15 protein-coding genes are annotated in these 16,842 nt (G+C 52.3%); 4 read left to right on the top strand and 11 right to left on the bottom strand.

The genetic code is table 11. The annotated features are described in order from the left end of the window. The first annotated feature begins 170 nt into the window (after positions 1–170). The gene (locus NSQ46_RS14055) at positions 171–1,022 is read left to right on the top strand and encodes a hypothetical protein (protein WP_007130085.1); all 852 of its coding nucleotides are present in this window, start codon (positions 171–173) and stop codon (positions 1,020–1,022) included. 160 nt (positions 1,023–1,182) lie between these two features. Here the strand turns inward: NSQ46_RS14055 and NSQ46_RS14050 are convergent, their stop codons facing one another. Both NSQ46_RS14050 and NSQ46_RS14045 read right to left on the bottom strand, forming a co-directional pair. After that, complete coding sequence (locus NSQ46_RS14050; RefSeq protein WP_007130086.1) at positions 1,183–3,057, bottom strand: ABC transporter ATP-binding protein; 1,875 nt, start codon at positions 3,055–3,057, stop codon at positions 1,183–1,185. Continuing rightward, positions 3,054–4,841, bottom strand: coding sequence for an ABC transporter ATP-binding protein (locus NSQ46_RS14045; protein ID WP_342576879.1), 1,788 nt, complete (start codon positions 4,839–4,841; stop codon positions 3,054–3,056). The genes NSQ46_RS14050 and NSQ46_RS14045 overlap by 4 nt, the downstream gene beginning before the upstream one ends. 272 nt (positions 4,842–5,113) lie before the next feature. On the opposite strand from NSQ46_RS14045, the gene NSQ46_RS14040 reads away from it, so the two are divergent. Continuing rightward, complete coding sequence (locus NSQ46_RS14040) at positions 5,114–5,530, top strand: NUDIX domain-containing protein (RefSeq protein ID WP_007130088.1); 417 nt, start codon at positions 5,114–5,116, stop codon at positions 5,528–5,530. Between the two features lie 121 nt (positions 5,531–5,651). Here NSQ46_RS14040 and NSQ46_RS14035 read toward each other — a convergent pair whose 3' ends face one another. The 6 genes from NSQ46_RS14035 to NSQ46_RS14010 all read right to left on the bottom strand — a co-directional run bounded on the left by NSQ46_RS14035 (position 5,652) and on the right by NSQ46_RS14010 (position 10,795). Continuing rightward, positions 5,652–5,999, bottom strand: coding sequence for a hypothetical protein (locus tag NSQ46_RS14035; RefSeq protein ID WP_007130089.1), 348 nt, complete (start codon positions 5,997–5,999; stop codon positions 5,652–5,654). Between the two features lie 152 nt (positions 6,000–6,151). Further along, complete coding sequence (locus NSQ46_RS14030; protein WP_028407279.1) at positions 6,152–6,634, bottom strand: tetratricopeptide repeat protein; 483 nt, start codon at positions 6,632–6,634, stop codon at positions 6,152–6,154. Between the two features lie 313 nt (positions 6,635–6,947). Beyond that, positions 6,948–7,586 (bottom strand): nitroreductase family protein, encoded by a 639-nt coding sequence (locus tag NSQ46_RS14025; protein ID WP_007130091.1) that lies wholly within the window; start codon positions 7,584–7,586, stop codon positions 6,948–6,950. A gap of 125 nt (positions 7,587–7,711) precedes the next feature. Continuing rightward, complete coding sequence (locus NSQ46_RS14020) at positions 7,712–8,167, bottom strand: Rrf2 family transcriptional regulator (RefSeq protein WP_028407278.1); 456 nt, start codon at positions 8,165–8,167, stop codon at positions 7,712–7,714. A 77-nt stretch (positions 8,168–8,244) separates the two neighbouring features. After that, entirely contained in the window at positions 8,245–10,251 is a 2,007-nt protein-coding gene (locus NSQ46_RS14015; RefSeq protein WP_007130093.1) for a Na+/H+ antiporter, read from the bottom strand. A 124-nt stretch (positions 10,252–10,375) separates the two neighbouring features. After that, the gene (locus NSQ46_RS14010) at positions 10,376–10,795 is read right to left on the bottom strand and encodes an Lrp/AsnC family transcriptional regulator (RefSeq protein ID WP_306437002.1); all 420 of its coding nucleotides are present in this window, start codon (positions 10,793–10,795) and stop codon (positions 10,376–10,378) included. Between the two features lie 179 nt (positions 10,796–10,974). Here NSQ46_RS14010 and NSQ46_RS14005 point away from each other — a divergent pair, with 179 nt between their 5' ends. Continuing rightward, positions 10,975–11,955, top strand: coding sequence for an NADH:flavin oxidoreductase (locus tag NSQ46_RS14005; protein ID WP_007130095.1), 981 nt, complete (start codon positions 10,975–10,977; stop codon positions 11,953–11,955). A 91-nt stretch (positions 11,956–12,046) separates the two neighbouring features. Here NSQ46_RS14005 and NSQ46_RS14000 read toward each other — a convergent pair whose 3' ends face one another. The 3 genes from NSQ46_RS14000 to NSQ46_RS13990 all read right to left on the bottom strand — a co-directional run bounded on the left by NSQ46_RS14000 (position 12,047) and on the right by NSQ46_RS13990 (position 15,454). Continuing rightward, positions 12,047–12,637 carry a TetR/AcrR family transcriptional regulator gene (locus NSQ46_RS14000; protein ID WP_007130096.1) on the bottom strand — a complete coding sequence of 197 codons (591 nt, stop codon included), beginning with the start codon at positions 12,635–12,637 and terminating at the stop codon, positions 12,047–12,049. A 73-nt stretch (positions 12,638–12,710) separates the two neighbouring features. Beyond that, positions 12,711–14,390 carry a glycoside hydrolase family 2 TIM barrel-domain containing protein gene (locus NSQ46_RS13995; RefSeq protein ID WP_007130097.1) on the bottom strand — a complete coding sequence of 560 codons (1,680 nt, stop codon included), beginning with the start codon at positions 14,388–14,390 and terminating at the stop codon, positions 12,711–12,713. A 23-nt stretch (positions 14,391–14,413) separates the two neighbouring features. Continuing rightward, positions 14,414–15,454 (bottom strand): Gfo/Idh/MocA family oxidoreductase, encoded by a 1,041-nt coding sequence (locus NSQ46_RS13990; protein WP_007130098.1) that lies wholly within the window; start codon positions 15,452–15,454, stop codon positions 14,414–14,416. A 233-nt stretch (positions 15,455–15,687) separates the two neighbouring features. Between NSQ46_RS13990 and NSQ46_RS13985 the strand changes: the two genes are divergently transcribed. Further along, the gene (locus tag NSQ46_RS13985; RefSeq protein ID WP_028407275.1) at positions 15,688–16,581 is read left to right on the top strand and encodes an AraC family transcriptional regulator; all 894 of its coding nucleotides are present in this window, start codon (positions 15,688–15,690) and stop codon (positions 16,579–16,581) included. Positions 16,582–16,842: the final 261 nt, after the last annotated feature.

The raw sequence follows: 16,842 nt of genomic DNA, 5'->3' as shown, positions 1-16,842 counted from the left end.
TGGTTGCCGGCACGATGAGGACGGATCTCGCTTGGAGCGTGGGATCCGTCCTTTTTTGCGTTATTTTTCCGAAATCTACCCTATCTACCTATTTACTAAGGTCTGCACATCGATTATAAATGATAAAATGATATCAAACGCGTTTATCCGATAAGGGGGCTGCAGTTGCGATGAGACCGAAAATTGCAGTGATTATTGTGCACGGATTGGGTAAGCAGAAGAAAAACTATGCCGATAAGTTCAAGAAGCAAATAAGAGAGGCTTTTGCTAGAGCCTCCGGCCAATCCCCTGATCAGCTGGAGATCGAAGCCGTTCACTGGGCGGATGTATTTGCCGGCAGAGAAGCGGAATTGGAACAGAATATCATCACCCCCTACCGGCTGCGATACCGCCGCCTTCGACGGTATGTGCTTCATAACCTGGCCGATGCCGTTGCCTACCAGCCGGTCGACTCCGAATCCCAAAACTATGACGCCGTTCATATGACCATCAGCCAAGCGCTGCACAGATTAACCGCTTCAGCCGGACCGACCGCCCCGTTATGCGTAATTGCCCACAGCTTGGGCGCCGTTATCGCGAGCAATTTCTTCTATGACCTTCAGCACTCGTCCCGCGGGCATAAGCTTGTAATTGATCCCGCTTCTCCACTGGAAAGAGGGGACACCCTCTCCCTCTTCTATTCTCTTGGCACGACATTACCGCTTTGGAGCCTGCGATACGGTGATTTTGACCGTCCGATCCGCGTCCCCTCCGATCGGCTTAGGGACTATCACGGCAGCCTTGACGGCGAATGGGTCAACTTCTATGACAAGGATGATATCCTTGGGTATCCGCTTAAAGGCGTAGATCCCGCTTACCGGGATGCCGTACGCGAAGATGTCGCCGTTAATGTCGGCGTCTGGTGGAAGAGCTGGAACCCCCTGTGCCACAGCGGATACTTTGCAAGCCGCACCATTCATGAATACATCGCGGATAAGCTGACTTCGGTCATGCGCAGCATGGCACCTTATCCATCAGACTAATTCAACATTGGTTTGTGCTGGACCATCCATAATAAAATCCCCTTTCAAGCTAGAAACCGGATCATGATGTTTGACGCCGGCATCGCTAAAGGGGATTTTTCTTTTTGGGTAATTCCAGGGCCAAAGGGTGCTTGGAAACACTATCGGCCATGATCGGCCATCAAGTGCCGGTTTCTTCGCCATACCACAGCTGCCGGAAGCTTTCGCTCGAGCGCAGCAGCTCTTCGGCTGTTCCTTCCGCCTCGATCACTCCCCCGTTCAGGACGATAATATGATCTGCATGATTCAAGGCCGCCCTTCGATGAGATACAACAAGGCAGGTAGCTCCTCTGCGCTCGCGGAACAGTCGTTCCCACAGCTTGCGCTCCGTCTCGACATCCAGCGCACTGGATAGATCATCGAAGACATAGAGTTCTGCATCGCGGACAAGCATCCGCGCAGCAGCGGTACGCTGTGCCTGCCCGCCGGAAAGCTTTACGCCCCGAGGACCGACCATCGTCTCAAGTCCGTCCTGCAGGTGCTTAATATCCTCCTCCATCACCGCAGCATACAGTGCACGATCCAGACTTCCGGGCTTCTCCTCGATTCCAAGCAGGATATTGTTCCTCAGCTTATCGCTGTACAGCCTAGGAATTTGCGCCGTATAGGCACTTTGCGGCGGAATGAAGAAATCCGCAGGATTATCGATCCGCTCTCCATTCCAGCGGATATCGCCGGCTTCGGCCGGAAGCAGGCCGAGCAGCGTCCGAACGAGCGTGGTTTTGCCGCTACCGATCATACCGGTTACAACCGTAAATGACCCCCGGGTCAGATTAAGGCTGACGTTCTCGATGCCGCGGCCGGTCTCAGGATAACGGTAGGTCAGCCCTCTCGCTTCAAGCTGTTGAAGCGGCGGTGCATAGATCATCGGAGGCTTCGGGTTCAAGCTTGATTCGGTCTCTTCAACTTGTGGGGCGCCGCCTATGGCTCTTTCTTCGGTAAGAGACTGCTCTCCGTCAGGGGCCCCTGCTCGTCTGCGCTCGGGCTGATGCTTGGTCTTGGTCCGACCAATGCCGATATAATTGGCTGCTGTCAGCAAGGTCGCGGGGGCGCCTTGAAGCATCGATACCATTCGCTTGAAGCTGACCCCCATCTGCTTGTAGTAGGTCATAAAGTTGCCGACATTAGAGATGAGCTGAGTGACAAACGTTAAATAATAGACGAATAAGGACAAGTCCCCTACGGTAAATTCGCCGTTGCGCATTTTATAGCTGGCCAGCACAAGAATCAGGCCGGTTCCCAAATTAACGGAATTGGTGAAGACGGAAGACAGTGCCTCTGTCAGCAGCTTATCCTTGACCATCGATTGGCGGCGATTCTCGCTGAGTCTTACAAAACGGTCAACGACGCGCTTCTCCGCCCCTGCCACCTGGATCGCTTGAACGTTCGCGAACATTTCGCTGATGGCGCCGGTAACTTTGGCTGTCGACTCGCGGCTGGCCGCCCTGTATTTCTGGATCCTTGCCGTTGCAATCTGAGCAGCCGTTACGACCAGAATTAAGGGAACGAACACCAATACGGTGAGCTGAAGATCGATCGAGATCAATATCCAGCTGGCGACAATGACAAAGCCGATCAGCCCTAATGTATCAACGGACCAGCTCGTTGCCTCTTCCGCCTGATCAACATCGTCACGGAAATTGCTTATCGCTTCGCCCGGCGAGCAAGGAATCGCCCGTGCGCCCGGCTCCTTCAGCACATGAGCGAGCATATTGCGCCGGATCAAGGTGGCGATCCGGAACCGAAAATGAACGTCAGTCATGAAGCCGCCGAAGATTAGCGCGATCCTCGCCAGCGCCGCTCCTATCAGGAGCACCGCGATGGCCCAGACGCCATACGGAAATTCGTACGTGCCTTCCAAATGATCGAAGAAGGCTTTCGTTAGCAGCCCCGGGAGGAGCGGAGCCATATGGATCAGCGACCATGCAAGTAAATTCAGCAGGTATAAACCCGGACGGTAAAGCAACAGCCGCCAGAAAAAATGCCTCGTTTTCATACCAGTACCTCCTCCGGGCCCACCGCAAGCATTCGGCTGAATCGCGATGTCGGATTCGCGGCAAGCTCTGCCCTTGCCCCGCACTCGATCGTCCGCCCGTTCTCAAGGATGAGAATTCGGTCCGCCCGCTGCACGGTGGCCAGGCGGTGAGCAATGATAATGCAAGTCTTCTCCCGTAGAAGCTTCGTGATTGCCGCCTCGATCCGATGCTCCGTCAACGGGTCAAGCCGAGAAGAAGCTTCGTCAAGAATAACGAGGCCCGGATCGGTCAGGAACACGCGGGCGAACGCCAGCAGCTGGGCTTCGCCCGCGGACAAGCTGCCTCCCCCGGACGCCAGGCTCGTATTAAGCCCTTCCGGTAAGGATGCAAGCCACGCCCCCAGTCCGAGCTCTTCCAACACTGAATGAATGCGCTGATCGGGAATCCGATCATCGAACAGCGTTAAATTATCGCGGACCGTTCCTTCAAGGATCTCGATATTTTGCGTCACCATCGCGACTTTCCGCCTCAGCTCTTGCAGCTTGCAGGCGCGAATGTCCGTTCCCGCCAGCTCGATGCTTCCCTGCTGCGGATCGTAGAACCGGAGCAGCAGCCGGGCGATCGTGGTTTTACCGCTGCCGGTCCGCCCCAGTAATCCAAGCGTTTGCCCCGGCTCCAGTCGCAGGTTCAGCCTTTCGAGCGTAGGCGGGCCATCCGCTTCGTATGAAAACGTCAAATCACGGAATTCAACCGACAACGGACCGGCAGGCAGCGGCGCTCCCGGACCGTCCTTGATAAGCGGCTCCGTCGCCAGCAGCTCCCGTACCCGCATGAGGCTGGCGTCTGCCTTTTGAAGGTCCTCGAGCTGGGTCCGGATTTTCTCGATCGGCTTCGCCAGCAGCTCCGTATAGTAGAACACCAGGTAGATGGAACCGATGGTCAGCCCTCCTTGCCCGTTTTTCCATAGCAAGGCGCAGACGATAAAGGCAGCCGCATTGCCGAGCGCAAACACGAGAATCGTTGTACTCCACATCAGAAAAAATCCGATGAAAGCCCTCACCCGGACCGGCAGCATCCTCCTCGCCAGTTCGATAAAGCGGTTCATGACATAATCCGCCGCCCCGTTGGCCCGGGTATCCTCCGTTCCTTCAAGATGCTCCCCGATGAAGCCGTAGAAATCCGCATTCAGCTCCCGCCAGCGTTTCCAGACAGGTATGGCAAACCTGCGTATGTATTGGATGACATAAATACTGCCGATAACAAACGCTGTCATGACCAGGCCGATCCAGAAGCTCTCCCGGAACAAGAGAACCAGGATGCCGATCATTAACAGCAGGTTGCCGAACAGGTGGATGATAAAGCTGGAGAAAAAATTGGCGAGCGCATTGACATCGCCGTCCACCCGTTCGATCAGCGAGCCGGACGTCTGCGTCTTATGGAAGCTCATGTCCAGCGACAAGCAGTGCTCCGCCAGCTCGGCACGCAGCTTGTTGGTGGTCGTCCAGCCCAAATTCTCGCTGAAATAAGCGGCTGCAACCGATACGCCCTGCTGCAGGAGTGAAAAGCCAATAAAAAAGCCTGCAGCGTAATACAATGCCGTCAGGCTTCCTTCGCCTTGAGCCGTATCAATAAAATAGCGGATGATCTGCGGGTTGATCAGCTGCAGTCCGATCGACAGTACCAGCAGCACGGCAAGGCTCGCAAGCATTTTTTTATGAGGCAGCACATACCTGACCAGCATTTCCTTGTACATCCCGAGACTTGTCGTCCTTCGCTTCGCCCGGAATAACCGGTCCGTTCGCATATGTTCCAATCTCCTTTCCCTTGTTGGATCTTTGAAGCCCCGGATCACCTAGTTCTCCTTGTTAAACCGTAATAACAGCAGCCGCTGACGATTCATATCACCGTTAACTCAGTGTCACTAAGCAATGATATGATAATAATAATGGCTTAGGGAAAATATTACAAGAACATAAGTTCCTGTTCGGTGACGAAATTGACGAGAGAGGAATTTGCAAATTACAGTCGAAAATTATGTGATGGCTTATACCATGATCAAGAGAAGGGGATCCCTTTATGCAAGGATATAATGTGCTTATGATTTTTAGTCCGGATATGAACCGATTGCTCATGTGCAAACGACGTAAGGACCCGTACAAAGGGCTGAGCAGTTTCGTCGGCGGCAAAATCGAGCGTGGCGAGTCGGGATTGGAAGCGGCTTATAGGGAGTTGGCGGAGGAAACCGGCATCGTGCAAGATAATGTGGTGCTGCAGCATGTTATGGACTTTACATATTATTGGCAGAATTGCTATGTTGAAGTTTATGCAGGCAGATTAAAGAACGATGTTAACCTGCAAGGAGACGAACACGAACTATACTGGTCCGATATGGAGCAGAACTTCTTCGATATGTCCCTGTTTGCAGGGGAAGGAAATATCGGCCACATGGTTGAGCAGGTCAAGATGAACAGAAACAGACTTTGGGAAGATTGATCCCGGGGCTTGCCGGTATGACTTGGAGGAAATGCTTAAAGGCCGCCTTCTAGGAAGGCGGCATAAGTATAAGTGTTCATTAAATCGAAAGCAGACCGCTTTCTCTTTCCTGTATGGGGTATTACGTATCGGAGACCATCGTCAGCACCTGGGCAAGCAGTTTATCGGTATTGCCTGGGTCGTTCCCGGTAATGCCGCGTTGGGCTTTATTGGCGGCATCCGCATGATGGACAGACTTGGCGGGAGTGGTATTGCCGGATGTCCCGGTACCGCTGCTTAGTCCGTTTCCGTATCCGTTTGCCCGGCTTTCCTGAACGACTTGCAAGGTATACCCGGAGGCTCCGCTGCGTGCAGAATCCAAGGCGTTTGCTTGTCCGCCTAATGCGTTTTGACTTCCTGCGAGCATGATCATCAGCAGCGTGCTGCCAAGACCGATCGACCATAAGTTCATGTTGTTTGTTTTATTCATTAGTGCTGCTCCTTTCATCACCTATCGTGACATCATTAGTCTAAACGGCCAACCTTAGTGAGAAATGAAGACAACCTTAATTTCCATTTCATATTCATCACTGTTCACAATTGGTTTACATAATATTATTTATGTAGTGTTCATTCAACATGCTATTCCCAAACTTGATCAAGCTTATCCGCATAAAACGAAATCGCCCGTCGATAAGACACAATCCCCTCATCATGACTCGTCTCGGCAAGCTCCGTCAGCAGCAGTTCCATCGCATGCTGATAGCTTCCTAAATTGTATAATGTCATCGCGTAAAATACGTTGAATTCCCTGGCTTCGGGGTATTCCTTCTTCGCAAGCTCAAGGACTTCTTTGGACTTGCCATACCGGCCCAGCGTCCGATACGTGGAGCCCAAGCCGAGCAGCGCTCCGCGCCGGTCCGCCCCCGCCAGCCCGGAGGAAATCGCCTTCTCGTAATAAGGGACGGCGGCGCCTTCGAGCCCGAGCATGTCATGGACCCATGCCAGCTGATAATTCAGATCGGGATCATCCGGCGTTTGGCCGTGAAGCGTCAACAACATTTCCTTCGCTTGCTCCGGCTTCCCTTCTTCTCTTAGCTTGATCGCATCCTGCAGCGTTTCCATCCATTTCACCTCTGATTCTGCGCATTTCATTCGCTTCCTCATCTTACCAATCGGTCATTCCCCATGTCAAAGCAAAACCACCCATGATCTCAAGCCTATGTTTAAAAATCGGGTGGCGCTCTAATTAACTTATTCTCGCATAACCTCTACCCTCTCGATCTCAAGGCTGCTCAAATCGTGGATCTGTTCCTTCATGGCGCGAAGAAGGCTTAATCGTCCGGGAACTGAACGAACACGTCCCATCCATAAAAAACAGAGGTCTACTGAACTGTAAACCTCTGTTTTTTTGCTTCGATGATTTAGTCACGAGCCATTAGTTCATTTCGTTCCAGAAAGCAATATCTTCAAGCGGAAGCCGGACGGTCGGACGAGCCGGCGACGCCGCTTTACCGATCGCGATTAACATAACGCTCCGGTACTGGGAAGGAATTTGGAATGCCTCGACAAATTTTTCTTTGTCATAACCGCCCATCGGCACCGTATCATAACCTCTCGCGCGGGCAACCAGCATGAGCTGCATGGAGATGAGGCCGGCATCGACATCCACAATGCTTTCTTTAACATCCTTATCCATGCCGGCATAAATGTTTTCCGCCGTGTAAATAAAACGCTGCTTGACCTCTTCGGTCATATACCCCGCTTCTTGGGACATCGTATAAATTTTTTCACCCTTCTCATACCATTTCATGTCCCCGAGCACGGCAATGACTGCAGATGCCTGAAGCACATGCGCCTGGTTGTTAGCGATCGGATGCAGCTTCTCCAGCAGCTCCGGCTTATCGATGACGAGGAAGCGCCATGGCTGAAGGTTGCTCGATGACGGTGCCAGCGATGCTTCCTTCAGAATTTCTTCCATTTCTTCTCTTGGGATCTTTACGGTTGGGTCGTAGGCACGAACCGAGTGACGTTCTGCAACAACCGTGTGAAAATCAGGCTTCGTTAGAGTTGACATGGTATTCCCTCCATTTTATATTGTGCAAATTAATGCACAGTTTATACCGCAAGTAAACTGTGATGATTTATGCACAGCATAATTCAGCGATCAATTAATTGTCAACTATTACTTGTGAATGAAAATCATACCGACCGCTCGACGATATCTGCGATCGTGCGGGATCTCAGCACACTCAGCGTGTTCTCTTCAATCTCGGACAGAATATCGGAGAAGGATTCTTTGATCTGATCGGCAAAACAATGCCCTGCCGTTGCGTCCAGCATGCTGTCGCTCAGCGAGCTGTGGACCTGAAGGGCCGTATATACTTCGGCCAGCGTAATCTGCTGGGCGTCCTTCTTCAGCCTATAGCCGCCGTCTCGTCCTTCTCGTGATTCGATCAAATTTTCTTGGGCGAGCGTCTTCAGGATGCGTCTGATTAGCGTGGACTCCAAGTGCAGATAAGATGCAAGGTCGCCGCTCGAGCATTTGCCCGAATGGCGCTCAAGCGCTACCAGAGCCTGTACGGCGAGACTAAAGGTTTTATACGTGGACGGGCAGGCCATTGGCGCTTTTTTGTCCGCTGCTTTTTGTATACTCATGATCCTACCCCTTTCTAGTGCTTTCTCCATATTGTATCGTAATGCCGACAACCCTTCAAGCTGAATAGGCGGGAGCTTCATACGCTCTCGCCCTGATCCATGGCTTGCGTTTCGAACAAATTGGCTTCCCGGTAATTCACGTCCATTCTGAAGTGGCTTGCCAGCGTCCGGTCGATTTCCCCCTCCTCGAACTGCCTTTGAATCTCATTTCGCTCCGCCTGGATGGCCTTCAGCTCCAGCTCTCTTCGCTCATTATTCATCTTGCGCACCGTACGGCTCCACATCCGGTCATTGCACAGGTAGAGCTCCATCGCCCGGTAATCCGCCACGACTGCCTGTAATGCTGCCGGTCTTTCTGTTCGTTCCATGCTTTCGAGCTCATCTATAGCCGCATGGATGGCTGCGAGCTTGAGCGCCTTATACTCATCCCAATCCGGATGATCAGGCGACATGGCAGGATGCTTCGGCCGCTCCCCTCCTTTTAAGAGACGCATGACCTGCCTCCACAGTGATTTTATGGTTAAACGGGGCCTGTAACGGCTCGTAAGAAGCAGCTCGACTTTGTTCAAGGAGGCGATAAATTTCTCAGCAACCCTAGGAGCAATCCGCTTTTCCCCCAACCATTGTTCAGCAACGGCGCGCTCGGCCTCCAGTCCCATTTTTCTTATTGCGATCGTAGCTTTCCAGGCACCTTGGATGTCGCCCGTTCCAGCTAATCTCGTATGCTGAAGCTTCCGGGTGTAGACGAGCATTAATTGAAGGGCTTCCTCCTTATTTTCGTCATTCATCTCTTCACGCACCGTCTGCAAGCCTGCTTCCAGGACCCGGATTCTCGCTTCCCGATCATGGGTTTCCTGCCCGGCGGTCGCCTTGTTCTTCTCCCGCGTAAGCAAAGGAAGCAGGCTGCTGGCAAGGATAAGGGTCATTAAAATAACACCTGCGCAAATAAACAGAATGAGCGCCCGCTCAGGGAACGGACTCCCATCCGCAAGCGTTAACGGGATCGAAAAGGCGGCGGCGAGCGTCAAAGCCCCTCTTACCCCGGACAGTGCGGTCAGCACTGCCGATTTGATATTCCGGTTCGTAGAAAGCCATACCCAAACAAGCCGAAGCAGAATAAGGACGGCTGTAATTAAAACGATATACCCGATAACCTGGCCGTTATTGTAAGCGGGATCACTCCAAATCTGATTAATGACCCCAGGAATTTCATGTCCGAGCAGCAAAAAGACAAGGCCGTTTAGCGTATACAAAATGACGGACCAGGTGCTATCCGATACGACACGGAGCCTCATGGAGGCGGACCGCATCCGGTCTCTCTCCACCGCATGGGTAACCCCTGCCGCAACGACCGCCAGAATGCCGGATAGATGAAGTTCCTCGGCGATCAAATAGATGATGAACGGCGTCAAGATGATAACAAGCATATGCAGCGTTACGTCTTCCATCCCGAGTCTTCTCAGCAGCATCCTGAACCAAATGACGGCCAAACCAAGCGCCGCCCCGACCGCCAAACCACCGACCGCAATGACGAAGAAGCTTAAGGCGGCCTTCGGCAGCGAGAAGTAGCCGGTCACCGTTGCCGCAATTGCAAAATTGAAGGCAACAAGCCCGGAGGCATCGTTCATCAAAGCTTCGCCTTCCAGCAAATGCATGATTTTGGGGGGAAGCTTGGCCCTTCCCGATAATGAGCTGACGGCTACGGCATCCGTGGGTGAAAGAATCGCCGCAAGCGCGAAAGCAGCCGATATTGGAATAGTTGGTATCAGCCAATGGATGAACGGGCCGGCAATAAGAACCGTGGCAAAGACCAAGCCGAGCGCAAGCAGCAATATATAAGAGCGGAGCTTCCAGAGTTCCTTGCGAGGCGTTCGCTTCCCGTCGTTAAATAGCAGCGGGGCGATGAAGAGAACCATGAACAATTCGGGATTCAGCGGGACATGGTGAAATGACCGAACGAATGCTGCGGCAATCCCAAGGGCGATCTGGATCAGAGGCACGGGGACAAATGGGACAAACCGGTGGATCATGTTAGAAATGCCGATAAGCACGAGAAACATTAAAATCATCAGAAAAATTTCCATTATCTATCTGCCTCCATCCCAAACAGTACGATCTTTCTCAGGAGCACAACGCTGCTCGTTTACTGCCGCGCCTAGCCACGGAATAGGTTGTGTAGAATAATGGAAATTTATGAATCCGGTCTTTCTATTCTTTAAATTCGATCGGAGAGGATAATACGGTCATCGTTGAAGTGTGTCCATAAGCGCTGCATGTCATAATGAACGCTTCAAGGGATTGCATGGATTCCGTCATGATCTTCATGAGATAGTTATATTGCCCGCTCACCTGATACAGCTCAACAACCTCGTCTGCCTGCCTGCAAAATTCCAGCAGCTTATCGCATGAACCGGCTTGTATGAGAATAAACGCCGTAACGCCCTTTCCCATCTTATCGTGCGCAAGAATCGTCCGATATGCCTTTATGATGCCTTTCTCTTCCATTCTTCGTACCCGTTCCGTCACCGCCGGCTGGGTCATATTGATATGCCGTCCCAATTCGGAATACGACATTCTCGCATTGTTCGCCAGCAATTTTAATATGTTGTGGTCAATCTGATCCATCATCTCGCTCCTTTGCCAGTTGATTAGAATTTCAAATCAGTGGATGCGAATCAACTTTAATTTTCTAACCATTCCACTCCGGATGCCTTGAATTCCTTATGTAAATATATTCGCTTTAAACGTACAATGAATCCACAAGAACATTATTCAATCCATATCCATACTTAAGGAGGAATACGAATATGAGTACAAATGTACATGATCCCATACAGATTGGAAGCTTAACGCTAAGGAATCGAATCATCATGGCGCCGATGCAGCAAAACCAAGGCACCACTGAAGCCTATGCGACCGATTATCACGTAAAACACTACGCTGCCCGCGCCGAGGATGTCAGCCTCGTCATCATCGAGTCGACCGGCGTATCGCCGAACGGCCGTCTTTTTCCTGACGATATCGGCATCTTCACTGACCGGCACGTTGACCCCCTTCGGCGGATCGTGAACGCGGTTCACCAGAAAGGCACCCCCGTCTTTATTCAATTAACGCATGGCGGCCGGAAGTCCTGGCCATCTCTAACGAATAAGCTGATGGGGCCAAGCGCTATCGCCTATGACGATGAATATGGCATCCCCTTGGCGATGAGCTTGGACGATATTAGGACGGAAATCGAGCGATACCGGCTGGCAGCCCGAAGAAGCTTGGAGGCCGGTTTTGACGGAATCGAGCTTCATGCCGCCCATGGACACCTCCTGCATCAATTCCTTTCCCCGTTATCGAACATGAGAGAGGATCATTACGGAGGCAGTCTGGAGAACAGGCTTCGCCTAATTATCGAGGTGCTGGAGGCGATCCGCGCCGAAGTAGGGTCCGAGTATCCGGTGCAGCTGCGAGTATCCGCATCCGATTTTGCGGAAGGTGGACTCACGCCGGTTGAAGTGGCGACGGCATTGACGTACCTGGAATCCAAAATAGATGCCGTGCATGTTTCCTCGGGAGGGCTGGTGCCGAACGCTCCATTAGCGACGCCGGAAGGTTACCAATTGCCATATGCATCGGTGATTAAGCAGTATGTAAACGTTCCAGTGATTGCAGTCGGGAATATTCGCACGCAAGCTTTCGCCAATTTCATTCTAGTAGATCAATTAGCGGATGTAATCGCTGTCGGGAGGCCGTTAATGGAAGATACCCGTTTTGTTGAGAAAATGCTTGTTCATTCTTAATTGCATATCGATAACAGCACAGGGAACGGCTTTTGAAATCCTGCGATTTCAGCCGCTCCCTGCTTCGCTATATATTGAAAGATTCATACATTTAAAACATGACATCCAGCGTGCTCTCGACGATTTGAAGGGCACGGTCGCGATTCAAGGTGGCGGAGTTAAGGACCCGAAGACCGTAATAGCTGCTTAGAAAAAGCTGTGCCAGCTGAAATGCCGAATGCTTGTGGCTGATTTCACCGGACTGAATGCCATCCTCAATGGCTGCGATGATGTGCTCCTCAAGCGTCTGGAGATATTCGCCGAAGGTCCGCTCGACCATCGGATCCCGGCCGGCCCGCTCCATGCTGACATTGACAGCCAGGCATCCCCGGTGATTCGGATCCGCAAAGTCCATATCGATCGCCCATATGAACAGCGCCCGCAGCCGCTCCTTCACCGGAATGGGACGGCCAAGGATCTCGATGGAGCGATCCAGACCGATTTGACTGTATCGCCGAAGCACCTGCTCGAACAGCTCGTGCTTGCTGCCGAAAGCATTGTAGAGGCTTCCCTTGCCCAGCCCCGTCCGCTCGCACAGCTCTTGGGTGGAGCTCGCTTCGTACCCTTTTTCCCAAAATACCTCCATCGCCGCATCAATCACCGCTTCATCCTTGAATTCGCGGGGTCTTCCGTTCGTGCTCATAACACTCATCCCTCTATAATGAAATCGTTTTGTTGATTCGATTATAGGGTTTGTGTACCACTCAGTCAAATATTTAATTCTCTCTAAGTACCTCCCTTACCGTTTCATATGCAAGCTTCGGGCGACGATACTCGTCGACCAGGCCTTTGCTGTTTCGGGTGCATGAGCGGGATAGCAGCCACCCCAGCCCTTCCGTGACCCGGCAGTCGCTGAATTGCCAGATGAACATACCGGAAATGTAGTCACGTCGTATGTACGCCTCGAGGTTGCTGCGCAAAATATCAGCCTGCCGCTCCTCGGAGCCCTTCTCCCGATTCGGACTTCGAAAGCCATAGAAGCCGTCCGCCCCGAATTCGCTCAGTATCATCGGTTTTCCTCTCCCGCCGAGCGCATCGGCCCAAGCCCTTGCCTGATCCGCCAGTTCGCCGGGATCTTCATCTGTATACCATCCAGGATACAGATTAAATGACACGATATCCGCCAAATCAAAACATAGCTCCCGGTCCCGATGATGAGACGCAAAGGAACGGGGGCGGCTGGAATCCAGCTCTTTTATTAGAGTCAGCTGTTTCTCGTAATGCACCCTGCCTTCCTTGGTATCGCTGGCGCATTCATTCAGGACCGCCCAGATCAGAATGGAAGGATGATTGAAGTGCTGCTCCACCATCTCCCGGGTGACCTGCTCGCTCTGCCAAGCAAAATTCGGATTCATCATCTGCTCCAGGCTTAATCCCCGGGCATGGTTCTCCTCCCACACCGCTATACCTCGTTCATCGCACATATCCAGAAAACGTTCATCATACGGATAATGGCTTGTTCGAACTGCATTGCACCCCAGATCAACGATAAGCTCAAGGTCCTTTGCCATCAGCTGCAGCGGAAACGCTGCTCCTGCCAGCGCATGGTCCTCATGCCGGTTCACGCCTTTGAGCACAAGCTCACGGCCGTTCAGTAGCAGTTTTCCATTACAGGTTGTTATTTCTCTGAACCCGATCCGGTCGATCCAATCGTCGCAGTCGGATTCGTCCACCGTTAGGACAGCTCGAAGCTCGTATAGATTCGGCTGCTCCAGCGACCACTCCTGTACATCCGGGTATGGCAACGTCACAATTAGTTCTCCACGTTCGCCAGGACCGACCACACAGCTGCCCAGCGGCAAATTTGAACCTGCCAGTCTTCCCTGGACATCAGCCTTCTTGGTCACTTGACCGATATTGCGTATGATCACCTTCCATTGCCCTTGCCAGCTGCCTTGCTCTCTGTGAGGAGTGAACATGACGTTCTCGATGTACAGATCACCGATCTCTTCAAGCACGACCGGCCGGATGATTCCTCCGTACGTATAGTAGTCGTTCGGGACGTGAAGCGCGGAGGCCTCGCTGAAAGCATTGTCTGAGTAGACCAGAAGCTCGTGCTCCCCTGGCTCCACATCAGGGATGACTGCATCGAATGCGGTATACGCATTGTAATGACGGGCAACCAGTAGCCCATCAAAGTACACTTGAGCCGTGTGGCTGATTCCTTTAAAAACCAAACGTAAATGGGTCTTCTCTGTTAACTTGATCCGTTTTCTGTAGACCCCCGTCCCCCTGTAGGTTCCGAATTGGGGATGCAATTCCCAGCAGCCGGGAACGGGCAGCTTGTATGGAAATGCTTCAGGGGGTTCCCCTAGAGCGGCTGCAGGCGCGAAATCCCACATCCCCTCCAGCTCCTCGATCTTACGGATTTGATGTGTATTGAATAGCCTGATCAATATGATTCCTCCTCAGCGATTCATTAAGCTCCCAGCACATCCGAAATCATCACTTTACGGCCCGTCTTAGCGCTTTCCAGGGCGGCGAGCACCATAGCCATGCTGTAAATATTATCGCTGCAATCGGTCTCCGGCTTCGTCCCGTTCAGCAGGGAATCGAACATATGCTCAAGGCATCCATGATGACCGATCTTCGCCATGTCCGGGAGCACTCCATTTATGCGCTCATATTTCCGGATAAACTGGCCTGTCTGATCACTAGGGGCGACAACCTCCGCATAAATCTCGTCATGTCCGTCCCAGATGGCGGTGCCCCTCTCTCCCGTCACCCTCCATGCAGCTTCCCATGAGGTCTGAACCCCTTCCGCGCACCATGAGCCGCGGTAGTTGAACACCGAACCATCCGACATCTCATAGATGCACACGGCCATTGCATTGCCGGCATACCAGGACCCCGGCGGGTTAAATTCGTGACAGTATACGGATACCGGGTCCGCTCCGCTGATCAAGCGTGCTTGGTCGAACGTGTGGATCGCCATATCCAGCAGCAGCGGGCTATCCATGACATCCCGAAATCCGCCGAAATGCGGCCCTAGGAAAAAATCGGCTGCCATAAAACCCGGCTTTCCGATGGAACCGCTGTCAATCAGCTCTTTAAATGCCCGTATGCGCGGATCAAAGCGGCGATTTTGCATGACGGCATGCGTCCTCCCGGTTTCTTGAGCTAGACGCACGATTTCCAGACATTCCGGCATGGATTCAGCGAGCGGTTTTTCACTAAAAACATGACATCCATGCTTAAGGGCAGCCGTGCTGATTGCATAGTGGCTGGCAGGGACGGTTACGTCAAATACTACATTGGCTCCGGTCGATTGGATCGCGTCGGTGACATCGGTAAATACGGGACATACCAGGCCGTGGCGGTCTGCCATGGCAACGGCGAATGATTCCTGGATATCCACCAAACCTACGATTTCCGTATCTGCTCTTCCTTTTGCATAGTCCACCCATGTATTCGACATATGGCCGCATCCGGCAACAACGACTTTAAATGGCTTGGTCATGATCTTATGCTCCCCACATCAGATTTTTAGGTGCTCCATTGCATCGCCGGGCAGAGAAGATCGGACAATCTGTCCGCCTTAGTCGACTTCTCATTAAGATAAGCACCCGGTTGAAATCATTCGAATATTGGCTTACTGTAAATGAAGCAACTTCATTATATAAGCAGATTTTTTGTTAATCTCTATATAACCTTGTGCATTACCACTCTGATCTTGCGGTTTGAGGTGAGCCCATGTCCAATCCGAAAGAGCTGCACGAAAACACCAGGCTTGATTATAAGGCCTACCCGGTACAGGTCTTCCGCAACTTTAGTCCGAACGCGCGAAGTAGAGACTGCATCCTGTATCTTCATTGGCACGAGCACTTCGAAATCATTCGCATGCGGGAGGGGCATGCCGTCTTTCATATCGACACGGCGCCGTATGCAATGAAGCCCGGCGATGTCATGATAATTCCTGGCGGTTGCCTCCATGTCGGCTATGCAAGCGAGGATGGGGATGTTCGATTTGATTGTATCGTTGTCAACGGGTCGCTGTTCAACGACTTCATCCATGACCCGCTCCATACCCGCTATGTAGCCCCGTATCTCGAAGGAAAGCTGAGATTCCCTATTAAGCCGTCCGAGGCCAATCCGGTGATCCATGACTACGGTAGACTGATCGAAGAAATCATCGACGAGTTAAGCTCACGTCCTCCCGCGTACCAGTTGATAGCCAAAACCAAGCTTTATACCCTTTTCGTAGAGCTTGCAAGAGCCTTTCTGCCCTCTCATCTGGCGGAGAAGCCAGCGGAGACGTATTTTGCCAATCGTGAGCGTTTCAAGCAGCTGATCAGCCGGATCGAAACCGAAATCGGCGAGAAAATCTCCGTGGAGGAGGCGGCCGCGCAGGTTGGCTTGAATCCCTTCCATTTCTGCAAAATGTTTAAAAGGCTTACCGGCCGGACCTTCGTTGACTTCGTCAACCTCACCCGGATGAACGAGGCTGAGAAGCTGCTTCGCGAGCGCACCTTAACCATCACGGAAATTGCCGGGATTGTCGGCTGCAGCAATCCGAATTATTTTACGAAGCTGTATAAACAGTACAAGGGGATGACCCCCTCTCAGTCCAGGTCTGCAGCGGAATAAGTGGGATGCTGGGCATTTGGAGGGGGACTTTTGGGGGTAACTTTGGAGGGCAATGCTCGGGAGTTACTTTTGGGCGCTCACTAGTCCCTTTTCGGGACTTGCTGCGGGCGCGGAGCTGCTTTTCGCGCTCACCAGTCCCTTTTCGGGACTTGCTGAGGGCGCGGAGCTGCTTTTCGCGCTCACTAGTCCCTTTTCGGGACTTGCTGCGGGCGCGGGGCTGCTTTTCGCGCTCACTAGTCCCTTTTCGGGACTTGCTGCGGG

This window comes from Paenibacillus sp. FSL M8-0142, from assembly GCF_038597315.1.
Lineage (GTDB): Bacteria > Bacillota > Bacilli > Paenibacillales > Paenibacillaceae > Paenibacillus_AQ > Paenibacillus_AQ lactis.
Note: the sequence above shows the minus strand (reverse complement) of the source record. Positions and strands in the feature narration are given on the sequence as shown.